8 protein-coding genes and 1 pseudogene are annotated in these 14,282 nt (G+C 61.6%); 3 read left to right on the top strand and 6 right to left on the bottom strand.

Annotated elements, in window-relative coordinates; genetic code table 11:
- Nucleotides 1-126: 126 nt before the first annotated feature.
- Complete coding sequence (locus TU81_RS22925; RefSeq protein ID WP_038978922.1) at nt 127-2,655, top strand: PepSY domain-containing protein; 2,529 nt, start codon at nt 127-129, stop codon at nt 2,653-2,655.
- 138 nt (nt 2,656-2,793) lie between these two features.
- Here TU81_RS22925 and TU81_RS22930 read toward each other — a convergent pair whose 3' ends face one another.
- The 4 genes from TU81_RS22930 to ptsP all read right to left on the bottom strand — a co-directional run bounded on the left by TU81_RS22930 (nt 2,794) and on the right by ptsP (nt 10,029).
- Nucleotides 2,794-4,335, bottom strand: coding sequence for an alkaline phosphatase D family protein (locus TU81_RS22930; protein ID WP_048396603.1), 1,542 nt, complete (start codon nt 4,333-4,335; stop codon nt 2,794-2,796).
- Nucleotides 4,336-4,475: 140 nt separating this feature from the next.
- Nucleotides 4,476-6,215, bottom strand: coding sequence for a PTS fructose-like transporter subunit IIB (locus tag TU81_RS22935; protein ID WP_048396605.1), 1,740 nt, complete (start codon nt 6,213-6,215; stop codon nt 4,476-4,478).
- Between the two features lie 11 nt (nt 6,216-6,226).
- Complete coding sequence (gene pfkB, locus TU81_RS22940; RefSeq protein WP_048396608.1) at nt 6,227-7,168, bottom strand: 1-phosphofructokinase; 942 nt, start codon at nt 7,166-7,168, stop codon at nt 6,227-6,229.
- Nucleotides 7,168-10,029 carry a phosphoenolpyruvate--protein phosphotransferase gene (ptsP, locus tag TU81_RS22945; RefSeq protein WP_048396610.1) on the bottom strand — a complete coding sequence of 954 codons (2,862 nt, stop codon included), beginning with the start codon at nt 10,027-10,029 and terminating at the stop codon, nt 7,168-7,170. Before ptsP ends, pfkB begins: the two co-directional genes overlap by 1 nt.
- 301 nt (nt 10,030-10,330) lie before the next feature.
- Here ptsP and cra point away from each other — a divergent pair, with 301 nt between their 5' ends.
- Together cra and TU81_RS22955 are read left to right on the top strand one after the other, a co-directional pair.
- On the top strand, nt 10,331-11,326 hold the full coding sequence (gene cra, locus TU81_RS22950) for a catabolite repressor/activator (RefSeq protein ID WP_048396612.1): 996 nt from the start codon (nt 10,331-10,333) through the stop codon (nt 11,324-11,326).
- Between the two features lie 3 nt (nt 11,327-11,329).
- The gene (locus TU81_RS22955; protein ID WP_048396614.1) at nt 11,330-12,106 is read left to right on the top strand and encodes a TatD family hydrolase; all 777 of its coding nucleotides are present in this window, start codon (nt 11,330-11,332) and stop codon (nt 12,104-12,106) included.
- A gap of 128 nt (nt 12,107-12,234) precedes the next feature.
- Here the strand turns inward: TU81_RS22955 and TU81_RS31195 are convergent, their stop codons facing one another.
- Together TU81_RS31195 and TU81_RS31200 are read right to left on the bottom strand one after the other, a co-directional pair.
- A complete protein-coding gene (locus tag TU81_RS31195) occupies nt 12,235-12,948 on the bottom strand; it encodes a methyl-accepting chemotaxis protein (protein WP_390176102.1) in 714 nt (237 codons plus the stop codon).
- Between the two features lie 144 nt (nt 12,949-13,092).
- Nucleotides 13,093-14,262, bottom strand: a pseudogene (locus TU81_RS31200) (HAMP domain-containing protein); the annotation flags it as partial.
- Nucleotides 14,263-14,282: the final 20 nt, after the last annotated feature.

Genomic DNA, 14,282 nt, shown 5'->3' on the forward strand with positions numbered 1-14,282 from the left:
TTTTTGTGTCTGACGCTCCACGCTGTCGCTCCATCGGGTTTTTGTGTGTAAAAAAGAATGCTTCTCGACAACTCACGGCATAATGCGCACCGTGATGATGACTTTTGAACGAACAAGGCGAGCGACGTGTTGAAGAAATCCCTGTTCCAGTTGCACTGGTTTTTCGGCATCAGCGCCGGACTGGTCCTGGCCCTGATGGGCATCACCGGGGCGGCGGTATCGTTCCAGGATGAAATCCTGCGAGCGTTGAACCCTTCTGTGCTGCACGTCGAGAAGCAGATTGCCGGCGTACTGCCGCCTGTCGAGCTGGTGGAAAAAATCGAAGGCGCTTCGGGTAAAAAAGTCTCGATGCTCTGGGTCGAGACCGACAGCGGCAACGCCGCGCGGGTGATCTTCACGGCGCCACCCGGTGAACGTCGCGGGCCGATGCGTTACTTCGACCCGTACACCGGCGAGTTCATGGGTGACGTCACGGGCCAGGATTTCTTTGGCCTGATGCTGCAACTGCACCGGATCCTGGCCATGGGCGATATCGGCCGGCAGATCACCGGCGCCTGTACGCTGATTCTGGTGTTCTTCTGTTTGTCCGGCCTGTATATGCGCTGGCCGCGTCAGTGGAAAAACTGGCGCGCCTGGCTGACCCTCGACTGGAACAAAAAGGGCCGCAGCTTCAACTGGGATTTGCACTCGGTGGCCGGTACCTGGTGCCTGATGTTCTATCTTTTGGCGGCGCTGACCGGGCTGACCTGGTCGTACGAGTGGTACAACAAGGGCCTGACGCGGCTGCTTTCCGATTCGCCACAGAACGAACGAGTACGCAGTGGTCGTGGGCCTGCGCCAAGCGGCCCAGCCCCCACTGCCGACTACGCGGCGATATGGAGCAGCATCTACAGCGCCGCGGGCCCCGGGCTTTCGTCCTACAACGTGCGTATGCCGCCCGTGGCCGGACAACCGGCAACGGTGTTCTACCTGCTGAAGAACTCACCCCACGACATGGCACGGAACCAGCTCACCCTCGATCCGGCGACCGGCATCGTCAGCCGTCATGACCGCTACAGCGACAAGAGCCTCAAGGCGCAGTTGCTGACCAGTGTCTACGCGCTGCACGTCGGCAGTTATTTCGGGATTATCGGGCGGATTATCGTGACGATCGCCGCACTGGCCATGCCGCTGTTTTTCATCACCGGCTGGTTGCTGTACCTGGACCGTCGACGCAAGAAACGTCAGATCAAGGACGCCCGCAAAGGCCTCGCGCAACCGGGCAGCGACGCGCCGGCATGGCTGATCGGCTTCGCCAGCCAGAGCGGGTTCGCCGAACAACTGGCTTGGCAGACCGCCGGGCAATTGCAGGCCGCCGGGTTGCCGGTGAAGGTCCAACCGTTGGCCAATGTCAGCGAACAGGATCTGCAGGATTCCAGCAACGCGCTGTTTGTGGTCAGCACCTTCGGCGACGGTGAAGCGCCGGACAGCGCCCGAGGATTCGAACGCAAAGTACTGGGTCGTGCACTGAGCTTCGACAGCCTTAACTATGCCGTGCTCGGCCTCGGTGACCGTCAGTATCAACACTTCTGCGGCTTCGCCCGCCGCTTGCACACCTGGCTGGGCGAGCACGGCGGCAAGACCTTGTTCGCCCCGGTGGAAGTCGACAGCGGCGACCCCTACGCCCTGCGCCACTGGCAACAGCAACTCGGCCTGCTGACCGGACAGGCGCCGGTAGATACCTGGCAAGCGCCAAGCTACGACAACTGGACCCTGACCCGCCGCGAATTGATGAACCCGGACAGCAGCGGTTCGCCTGTGTATTTGCTGGGCCTCAGCGCCCCCACCACCAGCAGCTGGCTGGCCGGTGATCTGGTGGAAGTACTGCCGCGCAATTGCCCGTGGGCCATCGAGCATTTCCTCGACGGCCTGGGGATCGACGGTCGGGCCACGGTTGAGTTCGATGGCCTGTCGCAAACGCTGGAGCAAGCCCTGGCCAGCCGCCAACTGCCCGAGAGCCGCGCCCATCTGGTCGGCCTGCACGCGCAAGCGCTGGCGGACGCCCTGGTGCCGTTGGCCATGCGCGAATACTCCATCGCCTCGATCGCCGCCGACGGCGTGCTGGAATTGATCGTGCGTCAGGAATTGCACGCCGACGGCAGCCTTGGCGTCGGTTCCGGCTGGTTGACCGAACACGCTCCCGTGGGTAGCAGCATCAGTTTGCGGGTACGACGTAACAGTGGTTTCCATCTACCGAACGAACCGGTGCCGATGATCCTGCTAGGCAACGGCACCGGGCTGGCCGGGTTGCGCAGTTTGCTCAAGGCGCGGATTGCCGATGGGCAGCAGCGTCACTGGCTGCTGTTCGGTGAGCGTAATCGAGAACACGATTACCTGTGCCGCAATGAGCTTGAGGAATGGTTGACTGCCGGGGATCTGGAACGACTGGACCTGGCGTTCTCCCGAGATCAGGCCGAGAAGATCTATGTGCAAGATCGGCTGCGCGAGTCGGCCGATGAGTTGAAAAAATGGCTGGCCGATGGCGCCGTGATTTACATCTGCGGCAGTTTGCAGGGGATGGCTTCAGGGGTGGATCACGCGCTTAACGAATTGCTTGGCATTGAAGAAGTCGACCGCCTGATCGAACAAGGCCGCTACCGCCGCGACGTGTACTGACACGCACGCGCCTGTTCTGATCGTTCCCACGCTCTGCGTGGGAATGCAGCCCGGGACGCTCCGCGTCCCTTTCAAGCCGAACGCGGGGCGTCCGTTGAGGCATTCCCACGCAGAGCGTGGGAACGATCGTGCAGCCCCTCAAACCGGCTGCAACTTGCGCTCAAACACCCCCACCCCATCCAGATCCCGCAGCACCACACTCAACTCCCCCGTCTGCCCGTCGATATTCACCTCGCCAAAAAACTGAAACCCGGCAAACGGCGAGGTGTTCTGCGCCGCTGGGGCTTTCTCGAACACCACTTCGGGGCCGAAGGTTTTATCCAGCGCATTCGGCCCGAAGCTCCCCGCATTCAGCGGCCCGGCGACAAATTCCCAGAACGGTTCAAAGTCCTGAAACGCCGCGCGATCCGGGTGGTAATGGTGCGCCGCGCAGTAATGCACATCCGCCGTGAGAAATACGAAATTACGCACCTGCTGCGCCCGCAGAAAACCGAGCAATTCAGCGATTTCCACTTCACGGCCCTGAGCCGGACCAGGGTCACCATTGGCCACCGCTTCCCACCGCGCCACACCGGGGCGGACTTCACCGTCGGGTACGCCGAGGCCGATGGGCATGTCGGCGGCGATAACTTTCCATTGGGCCTGGGAGCCTTTCAATTCGCGTTTGAGCCAGTCCAATTGTTCGCGACCGAGAAACGGTTTGGCGGCACCCAGGTTGTCGTCATTGGCTTCGCGATAGCTGCGCATGTCGAGCACGAACACATCAAGCATCGGCCCATAACTCAGCTTGCGATAAATCCTCCCGCCGTCATCGGCACTCTGCAAGCGCATCGGCGCATATTCCAGCCAGGCCTGGCGCGCACGGCCCACCAGGCTGTGGATATCTTTGCTCTTGTAGCGCTCATCCAGTTGTTTGCCCGGCGACCAGTTGTTCACCACTTCGTGGTCATCCCACTGCCAGATCTGGGGGACTTCGGCATTGAAACGGCGGATGTTTTCGTCCATCAGGTTGTAGCGGTAATTGCCGCGATAATCGTCGAGGGTTTCGGCGACTTTGCTCTTGGCTTCGCTGGTGAGGTTGCGCCACACCCGGCCGCTCTCTGTTGTGAGCTGCGCAGGTACGGGACCGTCGGCGTAGATGGTGTCGCCACTGTGGATAAAAAAATCCGGCAGGCGCAAACGCATGGCTTCGTAGATGCGCATGCCGCCGATGTCCGGATTGATGCCGAAGCCCTGGCCGACCGTGTCGCCACTCCAGACGAACCGAATATCCCGCCGAGCGGTTGGCACACTGCGCAGATGACCGAACCAGGGTTCACTGGCAACGCCGCTTTGGGCGTCTTCGAAAGTCACACGGTAGAAAATCGCCTGATCGGCGGGCAGGCCAGTGAGCTCGACCCGGGCGGTGAAGTCGATGCGGGCATCGGCCAATGGAGAGACGAATCGACGAGGGTTACTGAACAGGCTGCGCGTGTCCCATTCCACCACCATCCGCGCCGCACGATCGCTACGGCTCCAGATCATCGCCCGGTCGCCCAACAGGTCGCCGGACTGCACGCCATCGGTGAGTTGCGGCCGATCCTTGACCGAAGCAATCACCGCCGGCGCCAGGCCAGGCATCAACAGCCCAGCGCCAACGACCTGCATGACACGACGACGGCTGAGGTCGAATTCGCTCATGGTGTTCTCCCTGAAAAAGGAAAACTTAAGCATGGCTGTATGAATCAGGTATGACACAAAAAGATCGCAGCCTTCGGCAGCTCCTACAGGTGTACACATAACCCAATGTAGGAGCTGCCGAAGGCTGCGATCTTTTGCTTTTAAGCCTTGGCCGGCTCCAGCGCCAACTCCACCGTCTCAGGCCGTTTGAGCACCGAATACGTCACCGCCGTCAGCAAACTCCCGGCCACGATCGCCAGCAGATACAACAGCGCATGGTTGATCGCATTCGGGATCAGCATCACGAACAACCCACCGTGCGGCGCCATGAGTTTGCAGCCGAAGTACATCGACATCGCGCCGGTCAGCGCGCCGCCGGCGATGCTCGCCGGAATCACCCGCAGCGGGTCTTTGGCCGCGAACGGAATCGCCCCTTCGGAGATAAAGCACAGCCCCAACACCAGCGCCGCTTTACCGGCCTCGCGTTCAGTCTGGGCGAACTTGCGTCGGGCAATGAACGTAGCGATGCCCAAGCCAATCGGCGGCACCATACCGGCGGCCATGGTCGCGGCCATCGGTGCATAACTTTGCGACGCCAGCAGCCCCACCGAAAACGCATAAGCCGCTTTGTTGATCGGCCCGCCGAGGTCGACGCACATCATGCCGCCCAACAGCACACCGAGCAGAATGGCGTTGGTGGTGCCCATACTGTCGAGGAAGTGCGTGAGCCCCGCGAGCATCCCGGCCACCGGTTTGCCGACCACGTAGATCATCACCAGACCGGTGAACAGGCTCGCCAGCAACGGGATGATCAGGATCGGTTTCAGCGCCTCAAGGCTCTGCGGCAAACGCGCATAACGGTTGATCGCCTGGGCCGCATAACCGGCGATGAAACCGGCAATGATCCCGCCGATGAAACCGGCGCCCAGGGTGCTCGCCAGCAAACCACCGATCATCCCCGGCGCCAGGCCCGGGCGGTCAGCGATCGAGTAGGCGATGTAGCCCGCCAGGAGCGGCACCATCAGCTTGAACGCGGTCTCGCCGCCGATCTGCATCAGCGCAGCCGCCAGCGTGCCTTCCTCCTTGAACGCGGTGATGCCGAACACGAAGGACAAGGCGATCATCAGACCGCCCGCCACCACCATCGGCAACATGTACGACACACCGGTCAGCAGGTGTTTGTAGATGCCGGTCTTCTCTTGCTTGGCCGGGCCTTTGGCGCCGGTCGAAGCGCTTTCCTGCTTGCCTTCGGCCAGGGCTTTGTTCAGCGTCGCTTCGGCTTGTTTCAGCGCAATGCCGGTGCCGCAGCGGTAGATTTTCTTGCCGGCGAACCGCTCGGTGGCGACTTCGATGTCTGCCGCCAACAGCACCACGTCGGCATCGGCAATCGCCTCTGCGCTGAGTGGATTGCGCGCGCCGACCGAGCCCTGGGTTTCCACTTGCAGATCGTAGCCCAGACGCTTGGCCGCTTGCTGCAAGGCTTCGGCGGCCATGAAGGTATGGGCGACGCCGGTCGGGCACGCGGTGACAGCCACCAGGCGTGGCGCGTTTTTAACCACGGCAACCGGCTCGGCGGCAGCTTCGGGCGCGACGTAGACCTCGGCCTCCTCCACCCCGCGACGCAGCACCGCTTCGACATCTTGCAGGGCCTGGGCCGGAGTGCTCTGGAACACTCGTTTACCGACGAACCGCGACATATCCACCGGCGCGCTGGTGACCAGCAACACCCACTCGGCGGCTTCAATGGTCGCGGCCGACAGCTGACGTTCCGGATGGGCCGCATCAACGACTTCGACACTGGTGCTCCAACCCTGACGCTGGGCCGCTGCATCAAGCAGACGAGCGCACAGCACACTGGTGACCATGCCGTTCGGGCAGGCCGTAACAATGGCTAACTTCATTGCAAACCCTCTTATTGTTCTGTCAGGGGGCGCAGGCGCACGCCCTGTTCGAGGTGCGCCAGTTGCGCGGTGTCGCCGATACCAAAACCGATCTGGGTAACGGCCATGGCGGCAATTGCGGTGGCGGTGCGCAAGGTTTGCTCGGGCGTATCGGCACTGAGCAAACCGTGCAGCATGCCCGCCAGCAACGAATCCCCCGCGCCGACAGTGCTGACCACGCTGACCTTGGGTGGCGTGGCGTGCATGGCCGAGCCGACACTGAACCAGTTCACCCCGTCGGCACCGTCGGAAATCACCACGTGCTCGATACCATGCGCATGCAAGCGGCTCGCCGCCTCCGCTTGGGCGCCCACGGAAACCACCTCGCAATCCAGCGCTTGCGCCAGTTCTTCGGTGTTGGGTTTGATCAGCCACGGGCCGGCAGCCAAGCCAGCGCGCAAGGCTTCACCGCTGGTGTCGAGCGCCACTTTCAAACCGCGTTTTTTCAAGCGCTGGATCAACTCCCGCAACCACTGAGGATTCACGCCACGGGGCAAACTACCGGCCACGACGACCGCGTCATGCCCAGGAGCAATCTGATCGAGTCGATCGAGCAAGGCCTGCTGCGCCGCTTCACTGACCCTGGGCCCCGGGCCGTTGATGTCGGTGATGCGCCCATCGCTTTCTGCCAGTTTGATGTTGCTGCGGGTCTCGCCGGGGACACGGACAAACGCGTCGGTAAAACCGCGTTTGGCAAACAGGGTTTCGAACGCCTGGAGGTTGTCTTCCCCGAGAAAACCGCTGACGGTCAGCTGATGCCCGAGGTCGGCCAGCACCTGCGCCACATTCACGCCTTTGCCGGCGGCGTGGGTGTGCATTTCGTCGCTGCGATTGACCTGACCGGGGGTAAGTAGCGGTAATTGGACGGTGAGGTCCAGCGCCGGGTTAAGGGTCAGGGTTAAGATCTTGGCCATTACAGGGCCTCCACTAATGCACGAACTTCGTTCGCGCTGCCCACGGCCAAGGCCTGTTGGGCAAGGGTTTGAGTCTGGGTCAGGCTGAGTTCACGAATGCGCGCCTTGACCTCGGCAATGCTGCGGCCCGACACGCTCAACTCATCCACACCCAGGCCCACCAGCACCGGTACCGCCAGCGGATCGGCCGCCAGTTCACCGCACACGCCGACCCACTTGCCATGAGCATGAGCCGCACGCACGGTGATGTCGATCAGTTGCAGCACCGCCGGATGCAAGCCATCAGCCTGAGCCGACAAGGTCGGATGACCACGGTCGATGGCCAGGGTGTATTGCGTCAGGTCGTTGGTGCCGACGCTGAAAAAGTCCACTTCCTTGGCCAGCACCGGCGCCAGCAAAGCGGCCGACGGCACTTCGATCATGATCCCCAGTTGCAGGTCCGCAACCGGGATTTCCAGACGCAGACGTTCGGTCATGTCCCGAGCCTGACGCCACTCATCGACGCTGCCGACCATCGGGAACATGATCCGCAATGGACGGTTGTCAGCCGCTCGCAGCAAGGCGCGCAATTGCGCTTCCATGACCTGCGGACGTTGCAGGGTCAGGCGAATGCCACGCACGCCGAGGAACGGGTTTTCTTCTTTCGCGATCGGCCAGTACGGCAGCGGTTTGTCACCACCGACGTCAAGGGTGCGCACCACCAGCGGTCGACCGGCCAGGCCATCGAGCACACGACGGTATTCGACTTCCTGAGTCGCCTCGTCCGGTGCCTGGGAGTGGGCCATGAAAATCAGTTCGGTACGCAGCAGGCCAATGCCTTCGGCGCCCTGCTCCACCGCACTGGTGACGCCGGCGCTTTCACCGATATTGGCGAACACTTCCACCGCGTGGCCGTCAGTCGTCAACGCCGGTTGATGGCGTTGTTCAGCGGCGGCTTTCAAGCGCAGTTCACGGGTGTCGCGCTCTTCAGTGGCGCGCTGCAAGGTCGCGGCATCGGCGTCCACATGCAGGCGACCACGTTGACCATCGATCAACAGCGGCGTGCCCGGCTTCAACAGCAACACCGCAGCACCGGCGCCCACCAGCGCGGGAATACCGAGGGCACGCGCGACGATGGCGCTGTGGGCAGTGGCGCCACCGCGAGCGGTGAGGATACCGGCGACGCGCGTTGGATCGAGACGTGCCACGTCGGATGGGCCGACTTCGTCCATCACCAGAATGTACGGCTGCTCCGGCTCGGCTGGCGTTTCGACGCCACTCAATTGCGCCAGCACCCGACGGCCAATGTCGCGCAAGTCGGCGGCACGTTCGGCGAGCAAGGCGTCCTGCAGCGATTCCTGTTGTTTGGCAGCCGCTTCAATCACCGCCATCCACGCCGCTTCGGCGCTTTCGCCTTGCTTGAGGCGGGTGTCGACTTCGTCGGTCAGTTCCGGGTCGTCGAGCATTTCCTGGTGGGTGATGAAAATCTCGCGAATCGCTTTGGCCTTGCTGCGCTCGATCAGGCCTTCGATGTCGCGACGCACATCCGCCAACGCATGCTTGAGACGTTCGCGCTCGATGGCGGCAGACTCACCGCGCAGCGGGTAATCAATGACTTGCAGCACTTGGATATGCGCCGGGCCGATGGCGATCCCTGGCGCGGCAGCAATCGCCTGAATCAAACTGCCGGAGACCGGTGCGAGCAGCACTTCGGCAACATCGGCGATCACTTCGCGCTGTTGGCTCACTGCCGGCAGCGGCTCGACTTCTTCACCGAGGCCTTCTTCGATGGCCGCCAGCAAGGCCGGCAAGGCGTCGGCGGCGATGGTTGGTTCGGCGATGAATTCCAGCACCTGACCGCGACGGGCGCCGAGACTGAGCAGTTTGCTCAAACTCTTCACCGACACCGCGCTGTCGTGGCCATCGACGATACGCACGCGGATTTCGCCTTCAAAACTTTTCGCCAGCTGCGCGAGAATCTTCGCCGGGCGCGCATGCAGACCGTGGGCGTTGGCCAGGGCAATGCGTGCGCTTGGCCAATCCGCCGGCACTTCACCGCCGAGGACTTCCAGCACCGCGCGGCTGCTGGTGGCACGGCCCAATTCATGACCACGGCCTTCGATCAGCAACGCGCAAAGGCGTTCGAGCAATGCCTGATGGGCTTCACCAAGGCTGGCCAAACAGAACAGCCCGCTCAACGGCTGACCGAGGTAGCGCATGGGTTTGTCCGGGGTAACGAACGCCAGGCCCGGACGCTTCACCGTTTGTTCGCTGTGCAACCACCACAGGCCATCGCCCAGCGGCAGCGCGTCGACCTGCTGCAAGACGCCGGCAAAACCATTGCTCACGCAATCGGCCTGACGCAGCAAGCGGGCACCGCGCCAGACCAGTTCTTCGAAGTCATCAGCGGAAACACCGAGGCCGATCATCTGTGCGTCCAACGCCAATTCTTGCGGCGCGCCTTGCAGCAGTTTCAACAAGGCTTCGGCGGAACTGGCGCGGCGCAGGGCCTGGCCCAGATCGGTTTCACCGAGGGCGCGGGTCAGCAGTTGCAACAGGCGCAGGTGTTCATCGGATTTGGCGGCGATACCAATCGCCAGATAAACGATCTGGCCATCGCCCCAGTCCACGCCGTCAGGAAACTGCATCAACCGCACGCCGGTGGAAAACACCAGATCGCGGGTTTCCGGGGTGCCGTGTGGGATGGCAATACCTTGGCCGAGAAAGGTCGAGCCCTGGACTTCCCGGGCCTGCAAGCCCGCGAGGTAACCATCGGCCACCAGGCCATCGGTCACGAGTCGGTCAGCGAGTAATTGCAGGGCGGTGGCTTTATCCACAGCCGACTGGCCCATGGATATCTGCTCTATGGTGAGCTCGAGCATGCTTTCTCCTTTTTGGCGCCGTGTGACGCCAGGTATTGTTTTGATTGATTCAGCTTAGGCCCTTGAGAGCGCCTTTTCAGGGGCAGTTTTGGCGGTTTCGCGGCAGAACCGTCCAAAGCGACCTGTAACGTAGAAAATACGCCTGCTGAAACGTTTAATCTAGAATGTTAGGCACGTTACTCGATAATGTCTCATCCTTGAAGTCCAATTGTCGGATGTGCTGCGACAATGGTCGCCTGCCCGAATCGGGTAGGATTGGCGAAAATGTCGGGCAAGCTCGAACAAATAAGGAAAACCCGGGTTGAAACTCAGTGATATTGCACAGTTGGCCGGCGTCTCCGTGACTACCGCCAGTTATGTCATCAATGGCAAGGCTGAACAGCAACGGATCAGCAGCGCCACCGTCGAACGTGTGCGCGCAGTGGTCGAACAACATGGCTTCACACCCAACCCTCAGGCCGCCGGGTTGCGCAGTCGGCACACCCGCACCTTGGGCTTCATTCTGCCGGACCTGGAAAACCCCAGTTACGCGCGAATCGCCAAACTGCTGGAACAAGGCGCCCGGGCTCGCGGCTATCAGCTACTGATCGCCAGCTCCGACGATGCGCCGGACAGCGAACGGCAATTGCTGCAACTGTTCCGCGCCCGACGTTGCGATGCGCTGATCGTCGCCAGTTGCCTGCCGGCCGGCGATGACAGCTACCGTCAGTTGCAGGCCAAAGGCATTCCGATCATCGCCATCGACCGGGTGATGGAGCCTGAGCACTTTTGCTCGGTGATCAGTGACGACCGCGAAGCCAGTCTGCAGCTTACCCGCAGCCTGCTGGACCCGTTGCCCAAGCAGATCGCGCTGATCGGTGCCCGTCCCGAATTGAGTATCAGCCAGGAACGGGCGGCAGGTTTCAAGCAAGCGCTGAACGGCTTCAAAGGCGAGGCGCTGATCGAACACGGCGAGTCGTTCAGTCGAGAGTGCGGCAAACAATTGATGGAAGAGTTGCTTCAGCGCCTGGGCCATTTGCCGGATGCGTTGGTGACTACATCCTACGTGCTGCTTCAGGGCGTGTTCGATGCCTTGCACGACTTCCCGCTGAAGTCCCGCCCGCTACGCTTGGGCACCTTCGGTGATACGCAGTTGCTGGACTTCCTGCCACTGCCGGTCAACGCCATGTCCCAGCAGCATCAGCTGATCGCCGACAAGGCTTTGCAACTGGCGTTGGCGGCCATTGAACAGGCCGATTACCAACCCGGCGTGCAGGCCATCGCGCGGACCTTCAAGCAGCGTATTCATCAGGACTGAGCCGTGGAACTGATCGACACCCACACTCATCTGGATTTCCCGGATTTCGACGTGGATCGTCAGGCGCTGCTGGCCGAGAGCCGCGCCCTCGGCGTGCGACGGATGGTGGTGCTGGGGGTTTATCAGGCCAATTGGCAGCGGGTCTGGGATCTGGTGCAAAGCGATCCCGATCTGCATGCGGCGTTCGGTTTGCACCCGGTGTATCTGGATGACCATCGCCCTGAGGACTTGACCGAACTCGGTGACTGGTTGACGCGTCTGGCGGGCCATCGACAGTTATGCGCGGTGGGTGAGATCGGTCTGGATTACTTCATCGAAACTTTGGATCGTGAACGCCAGCAAGCGCTGTTCGACGCCCAACTGCAATTGGCGGCGGACTTCAATCTGCCGGCGCTGATTCACGTGCGACGCAGCCATGCAGCGGTGATTGCCACGCTCAAACGGTTTCGCTTGAAACGCGCGGGGATCATTCATGCCTTCGCCGGTAGCCAGGAAGAGGCCCGCGAATACATCAAGCTGGGTTTCAAACTCGGCCTCGGCGGCGCCGCGACCTGGCCGCAGGCCCTGCGCATGCACCGCGTGCTCGCCGGTTTACCCGTTGAATCGGTGGTACTGGAAACCGACTCACCGGACATGGCCCCCGCCATGTTCCCCGGTCAACGCAACAGCCCGGCGCATTTGCCGGCGATCTGCGAGGCACTGGCCGCCCTCATGGCGATCAGCCCCGAACAACTGGCTGCCACCAGCACGGCCAATGCGTGTGAGTTGTTTAACTGGTAATCCACTGATTCACACAATACCTGTGGGAGCGGGCTTGCTCGCGAAAGCGGTTTATCAGTCACATCAATGTTGAATGTGACGACCTCTTCGCGAGCAAGCCCGCTCCCACATTTGTTCCGGGGTGCTTTTTAAACCCGGAACGCGCTGATCAATTGTTTGAGTTCAACCACCTGCGCCGACAACGCACGACTGGCATCTTCAGTCTGGTGCGCGCCCTCGGCGGTGCGCTCACCGGCGCGGTTGATCTCGACGATGTTCTGGTCAATATCGTGAGCCACGGCGGTCTGCTGCTCTACCGCAGCGGCGATCTGCTGGTTCTGGTCGACGATCATGCCGACGGCGCCGAGGATGTTTTCTAGCGCCTGCTGAACCTTTTCCGACTGCCCGACCGTGCCGTTGGCCATCTGATGGCTGGTGCCCATCGCCTTGACCGCCGCCCCGACACCGCTGTGCAGTTTGGCAATCATCTGCTCGATTTCTTCGGTCGATTGCTGGGTGCGTTTGGCCAGGGTCCGGACCTCGTCCGCCACCACCGCAAAACCACGACCCTGCTCGCCCGCGCGCGCGGCTTCGATGGCCGCGTTGAGCGCCAGCAGGTTGGTCTGTTCGGCGATGCTTTTGATCACTTCCAGCACACGACTGATGGACTGGCTGTCACTGGCCAGTTGGTTGATCACCCGCACCGACTGATCGATTTCACTGGCCAGTGCAGCGATGCTGCCCTGCTGGGACTCCACCAACCCGCGCCCGCTGATGGTTTCGTCGTTGACGCTGTGGGCGCTGCTGACGGCCGCCGCGGCACTGCGCGCCACTTCCAGAGACGTGGCTGACATCTGATTCATCGCCGTGGCGACTTGCTCGATCTGCGTACGCTGCCCCGCGCATGCCTGATTGCTCTGGGCGGACACGTTCTCGACCTGGCCGGCCTGACGCTCGACCTCACTGACGGTTTGGCCCACCCGTTCGATCAGGTCATGGATTTTCTTCACGGTGCCGGTGAATACCTCGCCCAACTCGCCCAGTTCATCGCGACTGTTGGCGCTGAAGGTCACGGTCATATCCCCGGCCGCCACCTTGTCCATCACCGCGCCAAGACGCTTGAGGGTGGTGCGGGTCGAGGCGTAGAAACCGCCATAGAGGTAAAAAATCAACACAAACACCAGCGCCAGCGCCACTGCCTGCAGGATCATGTGGGTGCGGTGCTGCTCCAGCCGCTGCTGCAACTGGGTACCGAGAAACTTCAGGGTGGCTTCATTGAGTTGGTAAGTCTGGTCGATCAGGCCCGTGACCTGATCGTAAAAGGCCTGCCACGGTGCATCGAGTGTGTCAGCCATCACCACCTGTTCTTCGAACAGTTCACTGGCCTTTTTCAGGGAGGCCTTGCTGCTTTCGGCCTGAGCGGCCAAGGTTTCGTGCGCTGCTTTACTGGAGCCCAGAGCATCCTGCAATTTCAGACCGTATTCGGCCTGCAGCTTTTCGATCTGCACCAGCAATTCATCGAAACGGGTGCTCGAGGCCGAATTGAGAAAGCCCTGCCCCAACGAGTAAGAACCCATCGCCCGGCCTTCGCCGAGCGTCTGGGTGACGGCTGGCGTGACGTTGGTAATGAGCTCGCTCAACTGACGCATGTCGCTCTGGCTGTCGCGGCTCAGGCCGGCCTGACTGGCGATGATCTGGCTGAAAATCTGCGCGTTGCCGAGCAACTTGCCGATCAGCGCACTTTTACTTTGCAGGGAGGTTTCCGTTTGCTGGGCCTTGAACGCGGCAATCATTTCATCGCGCTTACCATCGAAAAAGGTGATTTGCTCCGGGTCAGTGGTCATCGCCGCCAGCCCTTGCAAACGGGTCAGAACGCTTTGCTCCAGAGCACTGATATTCGACTCGACATGACCCGCCTTGCCGGACTGGCCAAGGATGACGTTGATCTGCACCAGGTTGTTCAGGGTTTCCAGATCCCGGCGCAGGCTCAGGCCGCTGCCCAACAGGTCGAGGCTTTGCAGCTCGACCCGTGTGCCCTGGAATTCGCGATAGGAATCGCGCACCAGATAGAAGTTGGTCACCAGCATCGGCACGAGGAACAGCACGCTGATCAGGCTGAACTTCATGCCGAAACTCAGGCGGTTCATCAGCGCGACGGCGGGATAGAGCAAGCTCATCACTGTGAAGTCTCCCTTTG

It is taken from the genome of Pseudomonas lini (assembly GCF_001042905.1).
In the GTDB taxonomy this organism is placed as follows: Bacteria; Pseudomonadota; Gammaproteobacteria; order Pseudomonadales; family Pseudomonadaceae; genus Aquipseudomonas; species Aquipseudomonas lini.

Bases quoted from the DNA above. Each gene is read 5' to 3' on its own strand.
- TU81_RS22935 (WP_048396605.1), bottom strand. From the start codon at position 6,215: ATGAAGTTAGCCATTGTTACGGCCTGCCCGAACGGCATGGTCACCAGT.
- TU81_RS31195 (WP_390176102.1), bottom strand. From the start codon at position 12,948: ATGAATCAGATGTCAGCCACGTCTCTGGAAGTGGCGCGCAGTGCCGCG.
- TU81_RS22930 (WP_048396603.1), bottom strand. From the start codon at position 4,335: ATGAGCGAATTCGACCTCAGCCGTCGTCGTGTCATGCAGGTCGTTGGC.
- ptsP (WP_048396610.1), bottom strand. From the start codon at position 10,029: ATGCTCGAGCTCACCATAGAGCAGATATCCATGGGCCAGTCGGCTGTG.
- pfkB (WP_048396608.1), bottom strand. From the start codon at position 7,168: ATGGCCAAGATCTTAACCCTGACCCTTAACCCGGCGCTGGACCTCACC.